General features: G+C 60.9%; 20 protein-coding genes and 1 pseudogene. 8 read left to right on the top strand and 13 right to left on the bottom strand.

All coding sequences use genetic code 11. The features are described 5' to 3' along the window. Positions 1–12 precede the first annotated feature (12 nt). From map to sbmA, 3 genes are all read left to right on the top strand, one after another. Positions 13–771, top strand: coding sequence for a type I methionyl aminopeptidase (gene map, locus GGD53_RS04700; RefSeq protein WP_184454030.1), 759 nt, complete (start codon positions 13–15; stop codon positions 769–771). Between the two features lie 261 nt (positions 772–1,032). Next, on the top strand, positions 1,033–2,247 hold the full coding sequence (locus GGD53_RS04705) for an MFS transporter (protein WP_184454032.1): 1,215 nt from the start codon (positions 1,033–1,035) through the stop codon (positions 2,245–2,247). 119 nt (positions 2,248–2,366) lie between these two features. Beyond that, positions 2,367–3,632 (top strand): peptide antibiotic transporter SbmA, encoded by a 1,266-nt coding sequence (sbmA, locus tag GGD53_RS04710; protein WP_184454034.1) that lies wholly within the window; start codon positions 2,367–2,369, stop codon positions 3,630–3,632. 58 nt (positions 3,633–3,690) lie between these two features. Here sbmA and GGD53_RS04715 read toward each other — a convergent pair whose 3' ends face one another. Beyond that, positions 3,691–4,680, bottom strand: coding sequence for a polysaccharide deacetylase (locus GGD53_RS04715; RefSeq protein WP_184454036.1), 990 nt, complete (start codon positions 4,678–4,680; stop codon positions 3,691–3,693). A gap of 121 nt (positions 4,681–4,801) precedes the next feature. On the opposite strand from GGD53_RS04715, the gene GGD53_RS04720 reads away from it, so the two are divergent. The 3 genes from GGD53_RS04720 (at position 4,802) to der (ending at position 7,613) form a co-directional block, all read left to right on the top strand. Continuing rightward, positions 4,802–5,386 (top strand): NnrU family protein, encoded by a 585-nt coding sequence (locus GGD53_RS04720; RefSeq protein WP_184454038.1) that lies wholly within the window; start codon positions 4,802–4,804, stop codon positions 5,384–5,386. A 105-nt stretch (positions 5,387–5,491) separates the two neighbouring features. Further along, positions 5,492–6,175, top strand: a complete 684-nt coding sequence (locus GGD53_RS04725; protein ID WP_184454040.1) for a tetratricopeptide repeat protein — start codon at positions 5,492–5,494, stop codon at positions 6,173–6,175. 16 nt (positions 6,176–6,191) lie between these two features. Beyond that, complete coding sequence (gene der / locus GGD53_RS04730) at positions 6,192–7,613, top strand: ribosome biogenesis GTPase Der (RefSeq protein ID WP_064804199.1); 1,422 nt, start codon at positions 6,192–6,194, stop codon at positions 7,611–7,613. A 210-nt stretch (positions 7,614–7,823) separates the two neighbouring features. Here the strand turns inward: der and GGD53_RS31610 are convergent. The 3 genes and pseudogenes from GGD53_RS31610 to GGD53_RS04740 all read right to left on the bottom strand — a co-directional run. Continuing rightward, a pseudogene (locus tag GGD53_RS31610) lies at positions 7,824–8,014 on the bottom strand (transcriptional regulator, SarA/Rot family); the annotation flags it as partial. A 14-nt stretch (positions 8,015–8,028) separates the two neighbouring features. Further along, positions 8,029–9,210: a glycosyltransferase family 4 protein gene (locus tag GGD53_RS04735; protein WP_184454042.1), complete on the bottom strand. Its 1,182-nt coding sequence runs from the start codon at positions 9,208–9,210 to the stop codon at positions 8,029–8,031. Between the two features lie 238 nt (positions 9,211–9,448). Then, entirely contained in the window at positions 9,449–10,489 is a 1,041-nt protein-coding gene (locus GGD53_RS04740) for a glutamine synthetase beta-grasp domain-containing protein (RefSeq protein WP_184454044.1), read from the bottom strand. A gap of 431 nt (positions 10,490–10,920) precedes the next feature. On the opposite strand from GGD53_RS04740, the gene gstI reads away from it, so the two are divergent. After that, entirely contained in the window at positions 10,921–11,112 is a 192-nt protein-coding gene (gene gstI / locus GGD53_RS04745; protein ID WP_184454046.1) for a glutamine synthetase translation inhibitor GstI, read from the top strand. 84 nt (positions 11,113–11,196) lie between these two features. On the opposite strand, the gene GGD53_RS04750 is transcribed toward gstI, so the two are convergent. The 7 genes from GGD53_RS04750 to GGD53_RS04780 all read right to left on the bottom strand — a co-directional run bounded on the left by GGD53_RS04750 (position 11,197) and on the right by GGD53_RS04780 (position 18,272). After that, positions 11,197–12,120, bottom strand: coding sequence for a PfkB family carbohydrate kinase (locus tag GGD53_RS04750; protein WP_184454048.1), 924 nt, complete (start codon positions 12,118–12,120; stop codon positions 11,197–11,199). Positions 12,121–12,303: 183 nt separating this feature from the next. Next, positions 12,304–12,645, bottom strand: coding sequence for a hypothetical protein (locus GGD53_RS04755; RefSeq protein ID WP_184454050.1), 342 nt, complete (start codon positions 12,643–12,645; stop codon positions 12,304–12,306). Positions 12,646–12,823: 178 nt separating this feature from the next. Next, positions 12,824–13,810, bottom strand: a complete 987-nt coding sequence (locus GGD53_RS04760) for an ABC transporter ATP-binding protein (RefSeq protein WP_184454052.1) — start codon at positions 13,808–13,810, stop codon at positions 12,824–12,826. After that, positions 13,803–14,804, bottom strand: coding sequence for an ABC transporter ATP-binding protein (locus tag GGD53_RS04765; RefSeq protein WP_184454054.1), 1,002 nt, complete (start codon positions 14,802–14,804; stop codon positions 13,803–13,805). The genes GGD53_RS04760 and GGD53_RS04765 overlap by 8 nt, the downstream gene beginning before the upstream one ends. A gap of 1 nt (position 14,805) precedes the next feature. Then, on the bottom strand, positions 14,806–15,723 hold the full coding sequence (locus tag GGD53_RS04770) for an ABC transporter permease (RefSeq protein WP_184454056.1): 918 nt from the start codon (positions 15,721–15,723) through the stop codon (positions 14,806–14,808). Beyond that, positions 15,720–16,643 carry an oligopeptide ABC transporter permease OppB gene (oppB, locus tag GGD53_RS04775; RefSeq protein ID WP_184454058.1) on the bottom strand — a complete coding sequence of 308 codons (924 nt, stop codon included), beginning with the start codon at positions 16,641–16,643 and terminating at the stop codon, positions 15,720–15,722. The genes GGD53_RS04770 and oppB overlap by 4 nt, the downstream gene beginning before the upstream one ends. 48 nt (positions 16,644–16,691) lie before the next feature. After that, a complete protein-coding gene (locus GGD53_RS04780; protein ID WP_184454330.1) occupies positions 16,692–18,272 on the bottom strand; it encodes a peptide ABC transporter substrate-binding protein in 1,581 nt (526 codons plus the stop codon). Positions 18,273–18,557: 285 nt separating this feature from the next. On the opposite strand from GGD53_RS04780, the gene GGD53_RS04785 reads away from it, so the two are divergent. Next, on the top strand, positions 18,558–20,279 hold the full coding sequence (locus GGD53_RS04785; protein WP_184454060.1) for an alpha-glucosidase family protein: 1,722 nt from the start codon (positions 18,558–18,560) through the stop codon (positions 20,277–20,279). A gap of 22 nt (positions 20,280–20,301) precedes the next feature. Here GGD53_RS04785 and ade read toward each other — a convergent pair whose 3' ends face one another. Together ade and GGD53_RS04795 are read right to left on the bottom strand one after the other, a co-directional pair. Beyond that, on the bottom strand, positions 20,302–21,999 hold the full coding sequence (ade, locus tag GGD53_RS04790) for an adenine deaminase (protein ID WP_184454062.1): 1,698 nt from the start codon (positions 21,997–21,999) through the stop codon (positions 20,302–20,304). A 115-nt stretch (positions 22,000–22,114) separates the two neighbouring features. Further along, on the bottom strand, positions 22,115–23,218 hold the full coding sequence (locus GGD53_RS04795) for a branched-chain amino acid ABC transporter substrate-binding protein (RefSeq protein WP_184454064.1): 1,104 nt from the start codon (positions 23,216–23,218) through the stop codon (positions 22,115–22,117). Between the last annotated feature and the right edge of the window lie 41 nt (positions 23,219–23,259).

A 23,259-nucleotide genomic window follows, 5' to 3' on the forward strand; every position in this document is an offset into this window, starting at 1 on the left:
CGGAAGAGACGAATGGTAATCGCAAACGACGATGAACTGACAAAGCTCAAAGAGATCGGCCGGATCTGCGCCAACACCATCCAGGTGATGGCGGCGGCGATGGAGCCCGGCATGACGACGCTGGAGCTCGACCGGATCGGCCGCAAGGTGCTCGAGGATTCAGGCGCGCGCTCGGCGCCGGAGTTCTGCTACCAGTTTCCCGGCGCCACCTGCATCAGCGTCAACGAAGAAATCGCCCACGGCATTCCAGGCGCGCGTGTCATCCAAGCCGGCGACCTGATCAATATCGACGTCTCGGCGGAAAAGGACGGCTTCTTCGCAGATACCGGCGCTTCCTTTGCGATGCCGCCGGTCAAGCCGAAGATCGAACGCCTCTGCCGCGACGGCAAGCGGGCGCTCTGGGTCGGGCTCAATCAGGTGAAAGCGGGCGAACCTCTGGCAAAGATCGGCACCGCCGTCGGCGCTTTCGCGCAGAAGAACCGCTATACGCTGGTCGCCAATCTGGCGAGCCACGGCGTTGGCCGCTCGCTGCACGAGGAGCCGGCCGAGCTCTCGACCTGGCCGGATCCGTCGGAAAAACGTGTGATGACGGATGGCCTCGTCTTCACCGTCGAGCCGTTTCTTTCGCTCGGCGCGACCTGGGCCGAAGGCGGCGACGATGCGTGGACGCTCTATGCCGATCCGAAGGCGCCGACCGTGCAATTCGAGCACACGGTGGTTGCGACGCGGAATGGGCCGGTGATTTTGACGCTGCCGGATGGGCGGGCGTAGGGTTTCATCGTCGGCGCCCCCGCCTCGTCCTTCGAGGCCCCGCGGGGCGCCTCAGGATGAGGTTCTCTTGGCGGCTGTGCGCATACTCCAGCGTCCGCGGTTATAAGCGCGGCATCCTCCAAAGCCCCACATGCTGAGGTGCGCAGCCCATAGGGCGAAGCCTCGAAGCACGCCGCTCCTTGCATTCATCGAACTCGGAGCGCTCACCTCATCCATCGACTTTCGCGGAATTGATCAATCGATCAGAAATAGTCGTTTGCGATGCGGGTGCTGCAGCGCGATAAGCGTTGCATGCTTTCCCGCCCCCCTCGCTCCCCGCCGAATCTCGTCTCTATCGCCGCTGCCGGCGCCGTCGCCATGGCGGCGGCCATGGGCTTCGGGCGCTTCTCCTTTACGCCGATCCTGCCCGGCATGATGAGCGGCGTGCCGCTTTCGGCGGCGGATGCCGGCCTTATCGCGTCGGCTAATTTCGTCGGTTATCTCGTCGGCGCCGTGCTGGCGGCTTATGGCTGGGCGGCGGGGCGCGAACGGCTGGTGGCGCTTGCGGCATTGTTGGCCAACGCAATCCTGCTCGCCGCCATGGCCGCCACCGATTCTGTTGCGGTCTTTGTCGTCATTCGGTTCCTCGCCGGTCTCGCCAGCGCTTTTGCGATGGTCTTCACTTCGTCGATCGTGCTCAGCCACGGTGCTGCTGCCGGCAATGACCATGTGCAGGCGGCGCATTTCGGCGGGCCGGGGGCCGGGATTGCGCTTTCTTCGGTGATGGTGCTGCTGATCGGTCTCGGTTTTCATGACGGACCCGGCGGCTGGCGCGCCGATTGGATCGGCGGAGCGCTCTATTGCGCGGCAAGTCTCGCCGTCGTCTGGTGGCTCTTGCCCACGGCGCCGGCACAAGCAGCACGAACGGGCAAGGAACCGGCACTCAACTGGAGCCGGCCGATGGTGCTTGTCACGCTCTCCTACGGCTTGTTCGGCTTCGGCTACGTCATCACGGCGACCTTCCTCGTCACCATCGCACGCATGGCGGCGACGGGAGCTTTCGTCGAATTTCTCTGCTGGTTCATTGCCGGTGTGACGGCGGCGGTGGCGCTGTTTGCCTGGAAGCCGCTGGTCAGGCCGCTCGGGCTCGGCGGCGTCTATGTCGCGGCTCTTCTCATCGAAGCCGCCGGCGTGCTCGCCACCGTGGCGCTGCCGCCCTCGGTCGCGCCGCTGATCGGCGGTGCGCTATTCGGGGCGACATTCCTTGCGATCACTGCCTACGGACTGCAGATCGGCCGCAAGCTTTCCCCGAAGAGTCCGCGGCGGATCCTGGCGATGATGACGGCCGCCTTCGGCGTCGGCCAGATCGTCGGGCCGATTGTTGCCGGCTGGATTGCCGAACGCTCGGGCAGCTTTACCCTGCCGACGGTGATCGCTGCCATTGCCCTGGTCGCGTGCGCTTCAATGGCGATGCCGGTGATGAAGGAAATCCATTAAGTGGTTACAAGTGCGTAACAATGGCTTGAGTCCATTGCCGCTTTCTTCGAAGTGCCTTAATTTCCGGGCAATCAGCATCTGCTGATGCTCCCGAGATTCCCGTTCAGGAAAGTGCCCCAGTGTTCCTTTCATTTTTCCCAAAACCAAAAGCTTTCTTTATATCGGCCGCGCTCTGGTGCCTGGCCGCGGTCCTTCTTTGGTATTTTGGTGGCGAGCAGGCCGGCGCGGCGATCGGACTGCCGCCGCTGCCCGAAGGGCAGGAAGCACCTATCGGTGTGTCTGTCTTTTGGACGGCACCTTTCCTGTGGTTCTATATCTATTATGCAATTGTCGTTGGTTTGTTCACTGCCTTCTGGTTCTGGTATAGTCCGCATCCCTGGCAGTATTGGTCAGTTCTCGGTGCTTCGCTGATCATTTTCACGACTTACTTTGGTGTACAGGTCAGTGTTGCTGTGAACGCTTGGTATGGGCCTTTCTATAATTTGGTCCAGCAGGCCCTAGAGAAGGTCGGTTCCGTTCCCGCTTCACGATTTTATGCGGAACTGCTGATATTCGCCAGTATAGCGTTTGTTGCGGTCGCGATTCGGGTGTTTACCTCGTTCTTCGTAAGCCATTGGGTATTTCGTTGGCGCACAGCGATGAACGACTACTATGTCGCTAACTGGCCCAAGCTGCGGCATGTGGAAGGCGCGTCTCAGCGCGTGCAGGACGACACGATGCGCTTTGCACAAACGGTTGAGGGTTTGGGCGTCAGCTTTGTCGATTCCATCATGACTTTGATTGCATTCTTGCCGGTACTTTTTCGGCTTGGCGCAAATATTACGGAATTGCCGCTAATCGGCGCCATCCCGCATGCGCTTGTCTGGGCCGCAATCTTCTGGTCGTTGTTTGGAACAGTCTTTCTGGCTATTGTCGGTATCAAGCTGCCTGGGCTGCAATTCCTCAATCAGCGCGTGGAAGCCCACTACCGCAAGGAACTGGTCTATGGCGAGGATCATGCAGATCGCGCGGATCCGTTAACGTTGGCTGAATTATTCACGAATGTCCGACGGAATTATTTCCGTATCTATTTCCACTATACATACTTCAATGTCGCACGTCTCTTCTATTCCCAGGCTGATAATATATTCAGTTTTATCGTTCTCATTCCATCGATCGTCGCAGGTAAGCTGACGCTGGGATTGATGACGCAGATTACGAATGTTTTCGATCAGGTTCGCGGATCTTTTCAATATCTCGTAAGTTCCTGGACGACTATTATCGAGCTGTTGTCCATCTACAAACGTCTTAGGACTTTCGAGGCGGCGATCGACGATGAACCGCTACCTGCGATCGATCGGCACTATCTGGAGAGGGAAGCCGGCGTCGCGCATGTCGATGGTTGACTGGTGAGGTTTGGGCGGATGGGGCTGAACGGCACTACCCCTCAATTTTAAAACACCGTCAGAGCCCTGAGGTCTGCTCCAATTTCCCACGCGCCTTGATCATCGGGATGGCTTCGGAATAGCTGACGCAGGCCACGTCGGTCTTATGGCAGACGTTTCTGACCAGGCGGTCGAGCGCGCGCCAGTAGGCGCCGCCGTTCATTTCGACGAAATGGAAGCCGAGCTGGAGGGGAATGCGGTCGCCGTTATATTGGCGGTCGAAAGCCTGGGAGAAGGCGGCGTAAGCGCGGTCTTCGAATGCCTTCGAATCCGCGCTGTCCTCCTCACCCTTGGAATGGCGGACGAAGAGATTGTAGTCCATGCCGATGATCGGCTTTTCGCTGGGGCCTTCGGGGATCAGGGGCAGGCCGAAGCGGAGGATGCCGTCTTCTTCGACAGGCATGGCCGGACCCTTGGTGACGAGGCTCGCGTCATAGGTGAAGCCCGCCTTCTTCTCGGCGGCGATCATGTCGGCGCCCGCCGTCGCCGAGAGATAGGGAGCGCGAAAGCCCTTGATGCCGTGATCGACCAGATCCTGCCAGCCGGCGGGTTCATCGAGGCCGACGCTCTTCCAGGCATTTTTCAACGTGGCATGGAAGGTCGCGTATTCGGCGGACCAGTCGGCCTCGCTCCAGAGGCGGCCGTCAAAATGGCCGCAGGCATGGCTCGCTATGTCGTGACCTTCGAGATGGGCATGCCAGATATTGCCGAGGCGCTCGCGGATTTCGTCGTCGCTCTGGGCGAAGCCGACATTGGATTTTCCGCGTTTCTGATGTGGCGCCTGGTAGGCGTTTTTCGCCGCCTCGTTCATCAGGAAGGTGCAGGAGAGGAAATAGGTGAAATGGGCGCCGTTCTTCGCCGCCATCTCGCGGCTTTTCAGCCAGAGCGCGTTGTCGTGGGCGCCGTCGAAAGAGATGATGACGAGCTGCTTCGGTCGGTCGGCCGCCTCTGCCGCCGCGGGAAGAACGAGGGACGCAACCAGACAGCTGGCGAGGAGAGGACGAGACATGGGCACCGCGACAATTTGTTCGCGGTTTCCCTCCGACAGAATTGCGGCGAAGCTGCGGTCACAACTGGCATTTTTTCCCGCCAACCGCTAAGTCATGTCAAACTGCACGGAAGGGACCGCAATGGCACTGCTTATCGTCGGCATCATACTTTTTCTCGGGGTGCATCTGGTGCGGGTGGTGGCTCCGGATCTGCGCCGCTCGATGATCGCAAGTCTCGGCGAGAAGGGCTGGCGGGCCGGTTATTCGATCGCGAGCATCCTCACACTGATCCTCCTGATCTACGGATTTGGTCAGGCACGGCAGGTGACTGGCATGCTCTACAATCCGCCGGTCTGGATGGCTCATATATCAATCACGCTGATGCTGTTCGCGATGATCTGTCTCGTCGCCTCGCTGCTGCCGGCGGGGCATATAGCGACCAGGACCAAACATCCGATGGTGCTGTCGGTAAAGATCTGGGCGCTGGCGCACCTGCTCGCCAACGGCGAGACATCGTCGGTCCTGCTGTTTGCGGCCTTCCTTGCCTGGGGCGTGATTGTGCGCATTTCACTCAAGCGCCGCGAGCTGGCGGGCGAAATCACGCTCCGGCCCTTCGTCTCGGCCAAGTACGACCTCTATGCCGCCGTCATCGGGATCCTCGTCTGGGCGCTGATCATCTGGAAGCTGCACGAATGGCTGATCGGCGTTTCGCCGCTCGCCATGTGACGAATCTTTCACATCCCCCTTACAACGGCGGCAAAATGGGGTAGAAGGCCGGAAATGTGCGTGTCATGCACATGCGTATAGGTATTTCCGCGGCCGGAGACGAGAATGGCATTCAACGACGACAGCTTCATCCGTGAAGTCAATGAGGAATTGCGGTCCGACCAGATGAAGGGCGTTTGGCGCCGGTTCGGCCGCTATATCATTGTCGTCGCCGTTCTGATCGTTCTCGGCACCGCCGGCAAGGTTCTCTATGAATATTGGGACGACAACCGCTCCTCCAGCGCCGGCGACCAGTTTCTGGCGGCGATGAAGCTTGCCGACGAAAACAAGAACGACGAGGCGCTGGCCGCGCTTGAAAAGCTGGAGAAGGAAGGCCATGGCGCCTATCCGGTGCTGGCGCGCATGCGGGCGGCGACTGTCCAGGCGCAGAAGGGCGATGCTGCTGCTGCGATCGCCGCCTTCAATGAGATCGGCAAAGACAACAGCGTGCCGGCTGCCGTGCGCGATGTCGCCAAAATGCGCGCGGGCTGGCTGCTGATCGAGAACGGCTCTTATGAGCAGGTTTCGGCTGCGATCGAAGAAATGGCCGTGCCGAGTAACGCTTTCCGCCATTCGGCGCGCGAAGCACTCGGTCTGGCCGCCTACAAGGCCGACAACATGGCGCAGGCGCGGCAATGGTTCCAGTCGATTGTCGACGACGCCGGCAGCCCGCGTCCTGTTGCCAATCGGGCGCAGATGATGCTTGATCTCATTACCGCATCCGGCAAGGCGCCCGCCGCGCAGGGCTGAGTTTTAAGGAAAAAGAATGAGTTTCACGGTCGCCATCGTCGGTCGTCCGAATGTCGGCAAGTCGACGCTTTTTAACCGTCTGGTGGGCAAGAAGCTTGCGCTCGTCGATGATACACCAGGCGTGACGCGCGACCGCCGGCCGGGCGATGCGCGGCTGATGGGGCTGACCTTTACGATTATCGACACGGCCGGTCTGGAAGAAGCCGACGAGGAAAGCCTGCAGGGCCGGATGCGCGCGCAGACCGAAGCGGCAATCGATGAGGCTGATCTTTCGCTTTTCGTCGTCGACGCCAAGAACGGGCTGACGCCTGTGGATACCGCTCTTGCCGAAATGCTGCGCCGGCGCGGCAAGCCGGTGGTGCTCGTCGCCAACAAATCCGAGGCGCGCGGCTCCGACAGCGGCTTCTATGACGCCTATACGCTGGGGCTGGGCGAGCCGACGCCGATTTCGGCCGAGCACGGGCAAGGCATGCTCGATCTGCGCGACGCGATCGTCGAGGCGATCGGCAAGGACCGGGCCTATGCCAAGGAGGATGTTGCCGTCACGGACGTCGATATTCCCCACTCAGCTGATGAGGGTGAGGACGAGGACGAAGAGCCAGCTTATGACGAGACCAAGCCGCTGCGAGTGGCAATCGTCGGCCGGCCGAATGCGGGCAAGTCGACGCTGATCAACCGCTTCCTCGGCGAGGATCGGCTGCTGACCGGCCCGGAGGCAGGCATCACCCGCGATTCCATTTCGGTGGAATGGGACTGGCGCGGCCGCACCATCAAAATGTTCGATACCGCCGGCATGCGCCGGAAAGCGCGGGTGACGGAGAAGCTGGAGAAGCTTTCGGTCGCCGATGCCCTGCGGGCCATCCGCTTCGCCGAAACCGTCGTCATCGTTTTCGATGCGACAATCCCCTTCGAGAAGCAGGACCTGCAGATCGTCGACCTCGTACTGCGCGAGGGTCGCGCGGCCGTGCTCGCCTTCAACAAGTGGGACATGATCGAGGACCGGCAAGCGGTGCTTGCGGATCTGCGTGAAAAGACCGATCGGCTGCTGCCGCAGGCGCGCGGCATTCGCGCCGTGCCGATCTCCGGCCAGACCGGCTGGGGACTCGACAAGCTGATGCAGTCGATCATCGATACCGACAGGGTGTGGAACAAGCGTATTTCGACGGCGCGGCTCAATCGCTGGCTGGAGACGCAGCAGATCCAACATCCGCCACCGGCCGTTTCCGGCCGCCGCATCAAGCTGAAATATATGACGCAGGTCAAGGCCCGTCCGCCGGCCTTCATGATCTCGTGCACCCGCTCCGACGCGCTGCCGGAATCCTATACGCGCTACCTGATCAACGGGTTGCGCGCCGATTTTGATATGCCGAGCGTGCCGATCCGCATCCATTTCCGTTCGCCTGATAATCCGTACGAGTCGAAGAAGAGGCGGACGTAGGGTTCGACGTAGCCCGCCGTGCACCCCCCTCTGTCCTGCCGGACATCTCCCCCACAAGGGGGGAGATCGACTCGTGGATGGAATCTCTCCAAACAATTGATGTTGGAACGAGCGGGTCCGCCCAGCCGATCTCCTCCCTTGTGGGGGAGATGCCCGGCAGGGCAGAGGGGGTACTCCAGGCGACCTTGCTATCTTGGTGGTAGTCTATCGCTAAGCCACGCTCTTGTTCAACGCCTCGCGCAGCGCCACGATCTCAGCCTGTAGCGGCGGCGATGCAGCCGGGGATTGCCAGTCGCTTTTTCCTTGAGGCACTTACCTTCCTCCGTCAGCCGAAGCGCGACGACGCGTTCGTCCTCGCGGCTGCGCTGGCGCCTGATATAGCCGGCGCTTTCCAGGCACTTACAAGTAACGTCGATCAATCTCCGGATGGGAGAGGCCCGGCGGTTTCGCCGGGCTTTCTGCTTCTTGGTAGCGACTTGGCGAATTGCCAAGCCTTTTTCCATTTCGGCGTGATGACCCCATTGGCAGCGCGAATATTGTTGATGAATTGCTGCGTTGCCGCTTCCCAAGAATATTGCATGGCAAGCTCACGCGCCTTGGTGCGCGAGGCGGAGAGAGCGGCCAGGCATGCTGCCTGCAGGTCGGCGTCGAGTGCTCCGACCTCGCTGTCCTCGCCGATGATATCGAGCGGGCCGGTGACGGGATAGGCGGCGACCGGCACGCCCGATGCCAAGGCTTCGAGAATGGTGTTGCCAAAGGTGTCGGTGAGCGAGGGGAAGACGAAGACATCGGCCTGGGCATAGATTTTCGCCAGATCCTCGCCGAATTTCACTCCGGTGAAATGGACGTTCTTATAACGCTGCTCCAGTTCGGCGCGCGCCGGACCATCGCCGACGACGACCTTGAAGCCCGGCAGGTCGAGATCGAGAAAGGCCGGCAGGTTCTTTTCCAGAGCCACGCGGCCGACGGTCATGAAAATCGGCCGAGGCAGGCCAAGAGGCTCCGGCTCAAGCGGCATCGGATGGAATTGCGTGGCGTCGATGCCGCGGGTCCAGGGCATCAGGTTCTTGATGCCTCTCGCGGACAATTCGCGAGCAAGGCTTGGCGTCGCCACCATGCAGCCGGCGCCGCCATTGTGGAACCAACGCACGAAGGCGTAGAGCCAGCTCTCCGGGATCGGCAGGCGGGCAGAAACATATTCCGGAAAGCGCGTGTGATAGCTGGTTGAGAACGGCATGCGCTTGCGCAGGCACCAGCGGCGGGCGGTCAATCCCAGCGGACCTTCGGTGGCGATATGCACATAGGTCGGATTGTGCTTTTCGATCTCTCGCGCGACACGTCGGTAATTGGCAATCGACAGGCGGATTTCCGGATAGGTCGGGCAGGGGATACTGTGGAAACGCTCCGGCGTCACCATCGCAACCTCGACCCCCATTTTCGCCAGTTCGCGATTGGTGTTCTCGATCGAGCGAACGACTCCATTGACCTGCGGGTGCCAGGCATCGGTAACGATTACCAGCCTTTCCGGCAGATTTCCGGCGGCGGCGGCATTGGCCCAGCTCTCGCCGCTATAAGTATTTGCCGGACGTTGCAGCATGTCGCGATTTCCATCCGCGTTGCAGTGATATGGCAACGCTCAACCCCAAAGCGGGGTTCCGGAACGGCGATTCCCGCTTTCCTATTTTGAGGCATGACCATGATGGAAATATTACAGCCGCTTGCCAGTGTTTTCAGGCTTTTAGCGGCTCGATCGCCGCGAATATGTCAGGGGCTGATCGCAGTTTTCAGGCAGAAAAAATGACGGCGCCGATCGGGGACCGGCGCCGCTTGGGAGGTTAGGCAGCAGCGGAAGCCGAACCGGCGAGCGGAACTTCCGAGATCGTCTTCAGAACCTGCGAAGCGATCTGATAGGGGCAGCCCTGCGAGTTCGGGCGGCGATCTTCCAGATAGCCCTTGTAGTCGTTCTTGACGAAGGAGTGCGGCACGCGGATCGAAGCGCCACGGTCGGCAACGCCGTAGGAGAACTTGTTCCACGGAGCGGTTTCGTGCTTGCCGGTCAGGCGCTTGTCGTTGTCAGGACCGTAGACGTTGATGTGGTCCATCAGGTTCTTTTCGAACTGCGCCATCAGCGCTTCGAAGTAGGCCTTGCCGCCGATTTCGCGCATGTACTTAGTCGAGAAGTTGCAATGCATACCCGAGCCGTTCCAGTCGGTGTCGCCGAGCGGCTTGCAATGATATTCAATGTCGATGCCGTATTTTTCGGTCAGGCGCTGCAGCAGGTAGCGTGCCATCCAGATCTGGTCGGCGGCCTTCTTGGAGCCCTTGCCGAAAATCTGGAATTCCCACTGGCCCTTGGCCACTTCGGCGTTGATGCCTTCATGGTTGATACCGGCAGCGAGGCAGAGATCGAGATGCTCTTCGACGATCTCGCGGGCGACGTCGCCGACATTAGAATAGCCGACGCCGGTGTAGTAGGGGCCCTGCGGAGCCGGATAACCCTGCTCGGGGAAGCCGAGCGGGCGGCCGTTCTGGTAGAAGAAATATTCCTGCTCGAAGCCGAACCAGGCATCTTCGTCGTCGAGGATGGTGGCGCGGGCGTTGCTCGGGTGCGGCGTGACGCCATCGGGCATCATGACTTCGCACATGATGAGAACGCCGTTGGCGCGGGCCGGGTCGGGATAGATGGCGACGGGCTTCAGCACGCAATCGGAGCTGCGGCCTTCGGCCTGCATCGTCGACGAGCCGTCGAAGCCCCAGAGCGGAAGCTGTTCCAGCGTCGGGAATGCGTCGAATTCCTTGATCTGCGTCTTGCCACGCAGGTTCGGTACCGGGGTGTACCCATCGAGCCAAATATACTCGAGCTTATATTTTGTCATCGTGACTCTCTCAATGCGACGAAGGTGAGCAAACCCGGAGACGATCTGGGCGCGCAAACGCATCCGACCGCCAGGGGATGCACCTATCGAAGCACGTAGCGTGCCAGTTTGATTGCCGACATAAGAAAAATCTTAAATCGGCCGGTCGATCCGCACTTTTCCCTTTCTCGAAAGAAGCCCGTTTGAACGATCGAAGGCTGATTCATCAGGAGGATAAAGAGGTTTCCTGCCTCGGAACCGGATGAAAATTTGGGCGTTAGTTCGAAATGGTGAAGTGTTGAACAAATAGGCGGAAGCTTCAGTCGTAGACAGCATATGGATCAATCATAGTTACTTCATGCATATATTTTGTGCAATTTGCATAAACTATGTGCATCATGCTATGGTCGCAGTCCTGATATCGATGCGCCGAACGGAATGGAGGCGATCTCATGCCCACCGGTTTTCATCGTGAATCCGCGACGATCTACCAGTTTCCTGTCAAACCGACGCGGGCCGCAAACCGGTTCGAACGCGCCAAGCTGATGGAGCGCGAGGCGGCTGATGTCTGCGACGCAGCGCTCGACAGCTGCTGGTATCATGACGAGGCGGTTCGCGAGACGGATCGGCCGACGAAGTCCTGATTTTTACGCCCTTGACGGGGAAGAATGCCGATAAAGCGGGGAGCGCCCGCGCATGGCACACCTGCGCGATCGTCATGCGCGGGTTCAGCGACCGCTCAACCCGAGTTTTTCTCTTGCAACCAACGCCCCATGCTCGCTGACGACGCGAGCCGCCACGCCTGCGGCGAAGCGGGCGGCTGCCGGCGCGTCCTGACTCTCAAGATATCGTGCGAGGAAGGCGCCGTTGAAACTGTCGCCGGCGCTCGTGGTATCGACGACCTTCTTGACCCTTTCGGCCGGAACGAAGGTCTCCTCGCCGCCGAAATTCAAGTTGACACCGTCCGCGCCATTCTTGACCACGATATCGAGAGCGCCCAGCGCGCGGTAGCGATGAATGGTCGCCTCGATGGAATCGTCACCAAAATGAGCGGCCTCGTCGTCAAAGCTCGGCATGACGAGCACGGAGGAGCGAGCGCCTTCGCTGATCGTCGTATGCATCACATCGTAGCTCGACCACAGGCGTGGACGGATGTTGGGGTCGAAAACCACGAGCTTGCCGGCTGCCTTGGCGCGGCGGATTTCGGAGAGCAGCGTTGCGGCATCCTCCTGCGGCAGGATGGCAAGGGTGATGCCGGAGAAATAAATGACTTCAGCGCTTTCCACCGCCTCGCGCAGATGATCCGGATCAGCAGCCAGGCTGCGGGCGGCCGAACTGTCGCGCCAATAGCTGAAGGAGCGTTCGCCGTTCTTCAGGTTGATCATGTAGAGGCCGGGCGTCTTGCCCTTGATGCGGCGGATGAGATTCGTGCCGATACCCGCTCCAGCGATAAAGGCAGCCATCTCGTCCGACATGGCGTCGTCACCGAGCGCGGTGAAATAATCGACCGACCAGTCGGGGCCGAGGCAAGCGCGGGCATACCAGGCGGTATTGAAGGTATCGCCGGCAAAGCCCTTGCGCAGCAGGCCGTCGCCGGCCTGCGAGAGCTCCACCATGCATTCACCGATCGACAGAAACCGTCTTCCGTTCACCTTGTCCTCCCGGCATCGGAGCGCCGCTGATGCAACAGGCCGCTCTATCGCTTTGAATTAACGCTTCATCCGCTGATACGCGGAGCCGGGCGGAGTGACAAGCGTCGATATTGCGAGCGCCATTGGGACAAGGAACCGAAAGCCGCCTTCGCGGGCAAGCGAAGGCGGCGAGCGCGAAGGTGTTTATTCGTGGATGGTGTAGCTGCCGAGCTCGCAAAGATCCTGCGTGTCTTCGGTGGTGTCGAGGTTCGAGTCTTCGTCGAATTCGAAGCGCATGTCGTATTTGCAGACGGTGCGGCCGTCGGCGATGGTGATGTTCACGGTCTCGCCCGGATTGAGGACATCCTCGCCGAAGACGTCTTCTTCCCAGTTGTTGACGCCGGTCGGCGAGCTGTAGAAGCGCGTCAGGACGGAATTGGTCCCGTTGGTGAGCTGGAATTTCAAATCTTCGGCATGTGACGATACGGCGGAGGTGGCGATGATGGCGGCGGCAAGCGCGATCAATCCGGACAGTTTCGATTTCATTTATGCGGTTCCCCAAGCCCATGATTAGGCGAGGATGGGGATAACATATTCGCATCTAAATCTTTGTTATCGGAGGCTATAGATTCCGAAGTATCTGTGTTTTGGCCGTTTCGCCGCGAAGGGAACGTGACAAGCGTTTGGAAAAAGCGAAGGCCGCTTCATGCGGCCCTCGTTCCATTCACGGCCTGTCCATATGATAGCAGGCGGCCTTCTGGCCGGGACGAACCTCCTCGGTCGGCGGCATTTCGGTGCGGCAGATGTCGGTCGCCTTCCAGCAGCGAGGAGAGAAGACGCAGCCTTTCGGCGGGTTGAGCGGCGAGGGCGGGTCGCCCTGCAGGCGGATGCGGGTGCGCAGGCGCGCGAGCTTCGGATCCGGGATCGGGGCTGCGGAAAAGAGCGCCTGCGTATAGGGATGGGCGGGATGATCGAAGACGGTAGCGCAGTCGCCTGATTCCACCACGCGGCCGAGATAGAGCACCAGCACGTCGTCGGAGATCAGGCGCACGACGGAGAGGTCGTGGCTGATGAAGATCAGCGTCAGGCCGAATTCCTTTCGCAGCCTACGCAGGAGCGTAATGACCTGGCCTTGGATCGAAACGTCGAGGGCCGAAACCGGCTCATCGCAGACAATGAGTTTCGGTTTGGTGACGATCGCACGCGCAATGCCAATGCGTTGCGCTTGGCCGCCGGAGAACTCGTGCGGATAGCGGTTGATCATCTCAGGCACGAGGCCGACGGCGCTCATGATTTCGCGCACGCGCTGGGTACGCTCGGCCCTCGAAAGCTTCGTTTCGAAGACAGTGAGCGGCTCGGCGATGATGTCGCCGACCGTCATGCGCGGGTCGAGCGAGGCGATCGGATCCTGGAAGATGATCTGCATGTCGCGGCGCGCGGCGCGCATCTCCTCCTCCGACAGGTCGAGAAGATTGCGGCCCTGCCAGAGGATGCGGCCCCTCTGCGATTTCAACAGCCGCAGGATGGAACGGCCAAGCGTGGATTTGCCGCAGCCGGATTCGCCGACGACGCCGAGCGTGCGACCTTCAGCGAGATCGAAGCTGACATTGTTGACGGCCGTAAGGAAGACCGGCGGCTTGAAGAGGCCTTTCGCCGGCAGTTCGAACTGGGTGGTGAGGTTTTCGACCCTCAGCAGCGATCGGTCAGCCATGGTTCAGCAACTCCTCACGACGCGGGAACGGGTGATAGCAGGCCGCACAGTGGCGCGGCGCCAGGGTTTCGAGCGGCGGCGGGCGGTCGATGCAATCGTCCTGGACCTGCGAACAGCGTGGCGAGAAATTGCAGCCCTTCGGCAGGTGCTGCAGGTTCGGCGGGCGGCCGGGGATGACGACGAGGTCATCGACATCCTGGTCCGGCCGCGGGATCGAGGCATGCAGCGCCGCCGTATAGGGATGGGCGGGACTATCGAAGAGTTCGTCGACAGGCGCCTCCTCGACAATGCGGCCGGCATACATGACGGCGACGCGGTCGGCGAGGCCGGCGACGACGCCGAGATCGTGGGTGATCATGATGAGCGCTGTGTTCATCTCCGCCGTCAGATCGTTGAAGAGATCGAGGATCTGCGCCTGGATAGTGACGTCGAGCGCCGTCGTCGGCTCGTCGGCAATCAGGAGCTTCGGCTTGGTGAGCAGCGCCATGGCGATGACAATGCGCTGGCGCATGCCGCCGGAGAGTTCGTGCGGATAGAGGTGGAAGCGCCGCGTCGGGTCGGGGATGCCGACGCGCTTCAGCATGTCGAGGGCAGCGTCGGATGCCGCGCGCGCCGTCAGGCCGCGGTGAACCTCCAGCTGTTCCGTCAGCTGTCGGGAAATCTTCAGCGACGGGTTCAGCGCCGTCATCGGGTCCTGGAAGACCATGGCCATGTCCTTGCCGCGGATCTGGTCGAGCTCGCGCGACTTCAGCGACAGCACGTCCTTGCCTTCGAGCAGCGCCTGTCCTGTCGTCCTGCCGTTCTTGGCAAGCAGGCCCATGATGCCGAGGAAGGTCTGGCTCTTGCCGGAGCCGGACTCGCCGACGATGGCGATGCGCTCGCCGCGCCGGACGGTGAGGTTCATGTTGGAGACCGCCTTCACCTCGCCGTCGGGCGTCGCGAAGGTGATCGAGTAATCCTTGAGTTCGAGCAGGATGTCTTTTTCTTGGAGCATTCTATCGATCCTTCGGGTCGAACGCGTCGCGCAGGCCATCACCGATGAAAAGCAGGCTGAGCAGCAGGGCGACGAGGAAGCTTGCCGGGAAGATCAGCAGCCAGGGCATGCTTTCCATGGCGTCGGTTCCTTCGGCGATCAGCGTGCCGAGCGAGGTCAGCGGTTCCTGCACGCCGAAGCCGAGATAGGAGAGGAAGCTTTCCGTGGCGATGATTTCAGGCACGGTCAGCGCCGCGAAGATGACCACCGGCCCGACGAGGTTCGGGATGATATGCTTGACGATGATCTTGAACGGCCGCTGCCCGGAGGCACGCGCCGCCTCGATGAATTCGCGATGCTTGATCGACAACGTCTGGCCGCGGACGATACGGGCCATGGTCAGCCATTCCAGCGCGCCGATCGCGGCAAAGAGCAGATAGACGTTGCGGCCGAAGATCACCATCAGCAGGATGACGAAGAGGATGTAAGGAAGCGCGTACATGATGTCGACGAAGCGCATCATGATCGCATCCAGTCTTCCGCCGATATAGCCCGATATCGCGCCATAGAGCACGCCGATGACGACAGAGACGACGGTTGCCGTCAGCGCCACGGCCAGCGAGACGCGGGTGCCATAGAGCACCCGGGCGAGAAGGTCGCGGCCGTTCGGATCGGTGCCGAAATAATGGCCGGTCTCGATCGAAGGCGGGATGCGGAAGGCCGCCCAATCCGGGTCCTCGTAGTTGAAGGGAATGAACCAGGGGCCGAGGAAGGCGGCGAGGATCAGCAGCCCCAGGACGACGATTGACAGCACTGCCGCCTTGTTGCGCGCCAGGCGGCGGAGCGCATCCCTGGTGAGCGAACGGCCTTCTGGCGCCAGGCCTTCGGCCTGCAGAAGCTCCTCTGCGAGCAGCTCGCGTTTTGCGGGATTGAGGATCATCGGTTTCTCACTTTCGGATCGAGCCACGCATAGGCGATATCGACGAGAAGGTTCAGGAACACGATCAGCACCATGTAGAAGATGACCGTCCCGAGAACCATGCCGTAGTCGCGGTTCAACGCCGCATTGACGAAGTAGCGGCCGATGCCGGGCAATCCGAAGATGCTCTCGACAACCAGCGAGCCGGTGAGAAGGTAGCTTGCAGCCGGTCCGAGATAGGAGACGACAGGCATCAATGCAGGCTTCAGCGCGTGGCGCATCACCGTCAGCCGCGGGCCGATGCCCTTGGCCTTGGCGGTGCGGATGAAGTTCTGGTTCATCACCTCGATCATCGAGCCGCGGGTGATGCGCGAGATGCGCCCGGCATGGGGAAGGGCCAGAACGACGATCGGCAGCACGAGGAATTTGAGCGAGCCGTCACCCCAGCCGCCGACCGGAAACCAGGCGAGGTGGATGCCGAAGATCAATTGCAGGATCGGCGCGATCAGGAAGTTCGGCAGCACGACGCCGATCAGGATGAGGCTGCCGAGAATGTAGTCCGGCGTCTTGTTCTGGTAGAGCGCCCCGAGACAGCCCACGGTCACGCCGACGAGGATGGCGAGCAGGAAAGCGGCCGTGCCAATCGTGAAAGTATAGGGCAGACCGATCATGATCTGCTGGGCGACGCTGAAATCCTCGCTGGAGAAGGAGGGGCCGAGATCGCCCTTGAGCAGATCTCCGACGTAGAGCAGGTATTGCTGGATCAGCGGCTTGTCGAGATTGTAGTGGGCCGCGAGATTCTTGAGGATGACCGGCGGCAATGGCCTTTCGCCATCGAAGGGGCCGCCGGGAGCAAGGCGCAGGACGAAAAACGAGGCTGTCACGGCGATCCACATGACGGGGATCGTCGACAGCAGGCGACGGAGAGCGTATTTGATCATGGTCGTGGGCCGGTCCTTCCCGCAGTGTGCGGGAAGGACCGTTTTCCCTTACTCTTTCATCGACAGCCAGCGCGTGCGGTGGATGTCTTGGATGTTGTCGACAAAGCCTTCGATCTTCGGCGAAACGACATTCTTCGAGACGTAATAGTAGATCGGCAAGGCGGCGGATTCATCCAGCGCCAGCTGCTCGGCCTTCTTGAAGGTTTCGGCGCGCTTCTTCAGATCGGTCTCGGCGTTGCCGTCCTTGATCATCTTGTCGTAATCGGGATTGGACCAGCGGCCGTAATTCATCTGCACGCCCGTCACCAGGAGGTTCAGGAAGTTGTCCGGGTCATTGTAATCGGCGAGCCAGCCGGCACGGCCGATTTCCACCTGGCCGCGTTGCATCTGGTCGTAATGCACCTTGGTTTCGGCGTTAACGAGCTCGACATCGACGCCGAGCGGCTTCCACATGGACGCGATCGCGACGGCGATGCGCTTGTGATTGTCATTGGTATTGTAGCTGAGGACCGCGTGGAGCGGCTTATCTGGGCCGAATCCTGCGTCGGCGAGCAGCTTCTTGGCCTCGGCGACCTTATCCTTGTAAGGCAGGTCCTTCCAGCTGACATAGGCCGGCTCGCCGTAATTGGCCGTGCCTGGCGGAACCCAGGAATAGGCCGGCAGTTCGCCGGTGCCGAGGATCTGCGGGCCGATCACTTCGCGGTTGATCGCCATGGAGAGAGCCTGGCGGACGCGCTTGTCGCTGAAAGGAGGCTTCTGCGAGTTGACGACGTAATAATAGAGGCCGGAGAAGGGGGCGACATGCGCCTGGCCCGGCAGGTTCTTCTTCATCCATTCGTACTGGTCTGTGGGAAAGTCGGTGAGGATGTCGAATTCGCCGGCGCGGTAGCGTTTCAGCGCCGCTTCCTGGTCTTCGAGCACGAAGAACTTGGCGCCGTCGATCTTCAGGTCTTTGGTGCCATACCACTGGTCGTTCTTGACTGTTGTGACGTGCGAGCCGGGAACCCATTCGACCGGCTTATAGGGGCCGTTGGTGACGATGTTGCCGATCTTAACCCAATCCTGGCCCTTCGCCTCGACGACATGCTTCGGCAGCGGATAGGCCGTGTAGTGCATCAGCGCATTGAGGAAATAGGGAGTCGGATTTTCCAGGGTGATTTCGAGTGTCTTGTCGTCGATCGCCTTGACGCCAAGCTGGCTGAGATCGGTGATCTCGCCCTTATTGATCTTTTCGGCGTTCTTGATGGTGAACTGCAGATAGGCGTAGTCGGCGGCGTTCTTCGGGTCGACGAGGCGCTGGAAGGCGAAGACGAAGTCTCCTGCCGTTACCGGCTGGCCATCGGACCACTTGATGCCGTCGCGGAGCTTGAAGGTGTAGACCTTGCCGTCAGGCGAAATGGTCCAGCTTTCGGCCTGGCCAGGGACCGGATTGTCCTTGGCGTCTTCGGTGACGAGGCCTTCGAAAATGTCGCCGGCAATACGATTCTCCCAGTCGCCGGAAAGTTTCTGCGGATCGAGCGACTGCGGATCGCCGCCATTGTGGATGTTGAGCGTCGCCGCGTGCGCCGAAAACGCCAGCAATGTGCCAAGCATTGCGGAAGCGAGAAATTTTTTCGTGAACTGCTTCATCATGGGTCCACCTTTCTAGGCTTTGCGCCTTTATTAGACATTTGTTCCCGATTTTCGACCTCTTACGTGCAGGTCAGTCCGCACCTTATCGCAAAGGCTTTGCGTTGCAACCCCAAATCCGGAGCTCGTTTGCGGTTGTGGACAAGCCTATATACGGCTCCCTCTTGTTGGATCGCGACGAAGCGTCGCGGCGGTTTCGGCTCCATTCATAACGGCTTCACATGGTTGTCTTTTGTTTCGTCCGCTTTAGTGTGGCGAGCGCGAACAAGGCAGGAGACGTAGCCGATGGCATTGCAGGCAGGCGGGAATGCGGACTGGTGGCGCGGAGCGGTGATCTATCAGGTCTACCCGCGCTCGTTTCAGGACACCAACAGCGACGGGCTTGGCGACCTCAAGGGGATCACCCGCCGGCTTCCGCATATCGCCAGCCTTGGCGTCGACGCGATCTGGCTTTCGCCTTTCTTCAAGTCTCCAATGGCCGACATGGGCTATGACGTTTCCGATTATTGTGATGTCGACCCAATTTTCGGCACGCTCGCCGACTTCGACGAGATGATGGCCGAGGCGCACAGGCTCGGCATCAAAGTGATCATCGACCAGGTGATCTCGCACACCTCCGACCGGCATCCCTGGTTCGTCGAGAGCCGGGCGAGCCGGAACAATCCGAAGGCCGACTGGTATGTCTGGGCCGATCCGAAGCCCGATGGGACGGCGCCGAACAACTGGCTGTCGATCTTCGGCGGTCCGGGCTGGGAATGGGACGGCGTGCGCCGGCAATATTACCAGCACAATTTCCTGACTTCGCAGCCTGACCTCAATTTCCATAGCGCAGAAGTGCAGGAGGCGGTGCTGGAGACGGTGAAGTTCTGGCTCGACCGCGGTGTTGACGGCTTCCGGCTGGACACGGTCAACTATTATTTCTGCGACAGAGAGCTCAGAAGCAATCCGCCGCACGAGCCCGATACCAGTGATGGGGGCCTCGATGCGCCCGACACCAATCCTTACGGCATGCAGAACCACCTCTACGACAAGACGCAGCCGGAAAATATCGGCTTCCTCAAGCACTTTCGGGCGCTGCTCGACCGCTATGAGGATCGCACGACCGTCGGCGAAGTCGGCGACGGCGCGCGCTCGCTGAAGACGGTGGCCGCCTATACGAGCGGCGACGACAAGCTGCACATGTGCTACACCTTCGATCTGCTGGGGCCCGATTTTACCGCCGCGCATATCCGGGGCTGCGTCGAAGCCTTCCAGAAATCGGTGACCGACGGCTGGGTCTGCTGGGCTTTCTCCAATCATGACGTCATGCGTCATGTCAGCCGGTTTGCGCTGACCGAGGAGGAGCGGCCCGTCATCGCCAAGCTCGCGATCTCCGTACTGGCGGCGCTGCGTGGTTCGATCTGCCTTTATCAGGGCGAAGAGCTCGGACTGCCGGAAGCGGAGCTTGCCTTCGAGGATCTGCGCGATCCCTACGGCATCCGCTTCTGGCCTGCCTTCAAGGGCCGCGACGGATGCCGCACGCCGATGCCTTGGGAAGCCGGCAAGGCGCATGCGGGCTTCACCTCGGCTGAAAAGAGCTGGCTGCCGGTGCCTTACGAGCAGGCTGCGCTTTCCGTGGATACGCAGGAGGATAGCGACAGCTCGGTGCTGCACCACTACCGCCGGACGCTCGCCTTCCGGAAGAGCCACCCTGCGCTTGTTGACGGCGAGATGACCTTCATCGGCACCAATCAGGATCTGCTCGCCTTCACCCGCGAAAAGGACGGAGAGAAACTGCTGTTCGTTTTCAACCTGACGCGCAAACCGGCGGAATTCCGCCTGCCTGACGGTATGGTGTTCGGAGAGCCGTTGGCCATGCCGGGATACGAGGCTGTGGAGGGTGCCGGAGCGGTGACGCTTGCGGCGCTGGACGGGTTTTGTGCGCGGGTTGGTAGGCTCGCGAAGCTGCTCGGGAAGGTGCCCGTTGCGAAACCTGTTGAGAGTGAATTGCCCGAGGCCTGGCAGTAAGCACTCCCAACCCCGGCGCTACTCACCCGATCAGCGCGAACTTGTCCACGTCAACCATGCCGCGGTCGGAAATCTTCAGATGCGGGATGACGGGCAGCGGCAGGAAGGCCAGTTGGAGGAAGGGCTCTTCCAGCGTGGCGCCGAGTGCCAACGCGGCCTGGCGCAGATGGTGCAGCGTGTCGCGCACGGTCTCGTAAGGCTCGATGCTCATCAGGCCGGCGACGGGTAGGGCGATTTCGCCGGTGATCTTGCCATCCTCAACAACGACGAAGCCGCCCTTGATCTCTCCGAGGCGATTTGCGGCGCGCGCCATGTCATCCTCATTGACCCCGACGACGCAGATATTGTGGCTGTCATGTCCGACGGTGGAGGCGATCGCACCCTTCTTCAGGCCGAAGCCCTGGACGAAGCCATTGGCATGGTTGCCGTTCTTGCCGTGGCGCTCGATGACGGCGACCTTGATGATGTCGTTGGTTAGATCGACCGTCGTCTCGTTGCCCTTGGCCGGCAGGCGGTAGCGGCGATGCTCGGTGATGATCTTGCCTGGCATGACGCCGATGACCGATGTTTCGCCCTCGGCGACCGGTACTCCGAAATGGGCGGCATTGACCGGCCGGGCCTTGACGCTGTCGAGACCGATCAGGGCGACCGGTTTGCGCGTCGCAAAAAGTGCGTCGGTGACGCGGCGGCCGGCGGAAAAAACCATCTCTGCACGGCAGCTTTGCAGGCTGTCGAGAACCACGAGATCGGCGCGCCAGCCCGGGGCCACCAGGCCGCGGTCTCTAAGGCCGAAGGCCCGGGCGGCAGAGATCGAGGCGGCGCGGTAGATGGCGAGCGGCTCGACGCCGCTGGCGATCGACGTGCGGATCATATGATCGAGATGGCCCTGTTCGGCGATATCGAGCGGATTGCGGTCGTCGGTGCAGAGCGCGAGGTAAGGTGAAAGCCGCTCGGTGATGATCGGGATGAGCGCGGCGAGGTCCTTGGAAACCGAGCCCTCGCGCACCAGGATGTGCATGCCCTTGCGGATCTTTTCCAGTGCTTCGGCTGCGGTCGTGCACTCATGCTCGGTGCGGATGCCGGCCGAGAGATAACCGTTGAGATCCTTGCCGGACAGAAGCGGCGCATGGCCGTCGATATGGCCGCCCTGGAAGGCGTCGAGCTTGGCCATGCAGACGGAATCCTTGTGGATCACGCCGGGGAAATTCATGAACTCGGCAAGGCCGATCACCTTGGGATGATCGCGGAAGGGCAGCAGGCGCTCGATCGGCAAGTCGGCGCCCGAAGTTTCAAGATGCGTTGCCGGCACGCAGGAAGAGAGCTGGACGCGGATGTCCATGATCGTCTCCAGCGCGGATTCGAGGAAGAATTCGATGCCCTCGGCACCGAGCACATTGGCGATCTCATGCGGATCGCAGATGGCGGTGGTGACGCCATAGGGCAAGACGCAGCGATCGAATTCGTGCGGCGTCACCAGCGAGGATTCGATGTGCAGATGTGTGTCGATGAAGCCCGGAACAACTGTCCTGCCCGAGATGTCGATCTCGGTCTCGCCCGCATAGTCGCCCGCGGTGCCGACGATGCGGTCGGCGCCGATGGCGATGTCGGAGCGGACGATTTCGCCGGTGACGAGATCGAAGAAGCTGCCGCCCTTCAGCACGATGTCGGCGGGGACACGGCCCACACCCTGGTCGATGAGACGTTCGAGTCTGCTGGTCATGGCACCGCTCACATTGCAACCGATTCCGGAACTTATAACCGATCTGCAGCGACATGCGATGCCACAGACGAAACCGGGCGCTTATAGCGCCCGGTTGCAATCTCTATATCTTGGTTTATTCCGCAGCGACGATCTTGCCGCCTTCCCACTTGTAGAGCGAGAAGCTCTGCGAGGTCAGGTCGCCGGTCTCGCCGTAGGTGAGCTTGCCGATAGCGGTCGGAACCTCCATGCCACCCTTCAGAGCGGCCGCGACGGCTTCCGCATCCTCGGCGCTGCCGGCCTTTTCGATGCCGGCTTTCAAAACTTCGACCGCGGCGTAGGCGTTGAGCGTGAAGGCTTCGGCTGGAATGTTCTTGGCGGTAAGCGCTTCGGCGGCAGCCTTTGAGTCCGGGTTCTTGGTGGCATCGGAAGCATTGGTGAACAGCGTGCCTGCTGCCGCATCGGTGCCGATCGCCCAGAATTCGGTGTTCGAGAGGCCGTCGCCGCCGATGATCATCGCATTGGCGGAAAGATCATGCAACTGGCGGGCGAGCAGGCCGCCTTCCGGGTGGTAGCCGCCGAAATAGACGATGTCGACCTTTTCGGACTTGATACGGGTGGTGAGCGCGCTGAAATCCTTGTCGCCAGGGGTGATCGCGTCATTGACGACTTCGGTGATGCCGCCGGCATTCAGCGTCGCCTTGAAGGCGTCGGCAAGACCCTTGCCGTAGGCGCCCTTGTCGTTGACGATGGCAATGCGTTTGTCCTTGAAATTCTTCAGCACGTATTTGGCGGCGACTTCGGCCTGCTGATCGTCGCGGCCGCAGGTGCGCAGCACGTTGGTGAGGCCGCGCTTGGTGAGGTCGGGAGCTGTTGCGGTCGGGGTGACCATCAGCACGCCGTTTTCAGCCAAAACATCCGACACGGGGATCGCAACGCCCGATGTCACCGGACCGACGACGAAGCGGATGCCGTCGCCGACAACCTTGTTGGCGGCGGAAACGCCTTGCTTCGGTTCGCCGGCATCGTCGGCCAGTTCCAGCACGACTTTCTCACCGAGAATGCCGCCCTTCTTGTTGATCTCATCGACGGCAGTCTGAGCGCCGTTCTTCACCTGGTCGCCGTAGGCGGCGACGGGACCGGTCAGCGGCGCGATCAGGCCAATGGTGATATCGGCATGAGCAAAGGGCGCAAAGGCGAGTGACGCGACGAGGGTCGCCGTCAATGTCTTGAGGGTCATTGTCTGTCTCCTTGGATGGGGTCGTCGACCCGCGATGATGT

Origin of the sequence: Rhizobium aethiopicum, assembly GCF_014197535.1 — a bacterium.
Classification (GTDB): domain Bacteria; phylum Pseudomonadota; class Alphaproteobacteria; order Rhizobiales; family Rhizobiaceae; genus Rhizobium; species Rhizobium aethiopicum_A.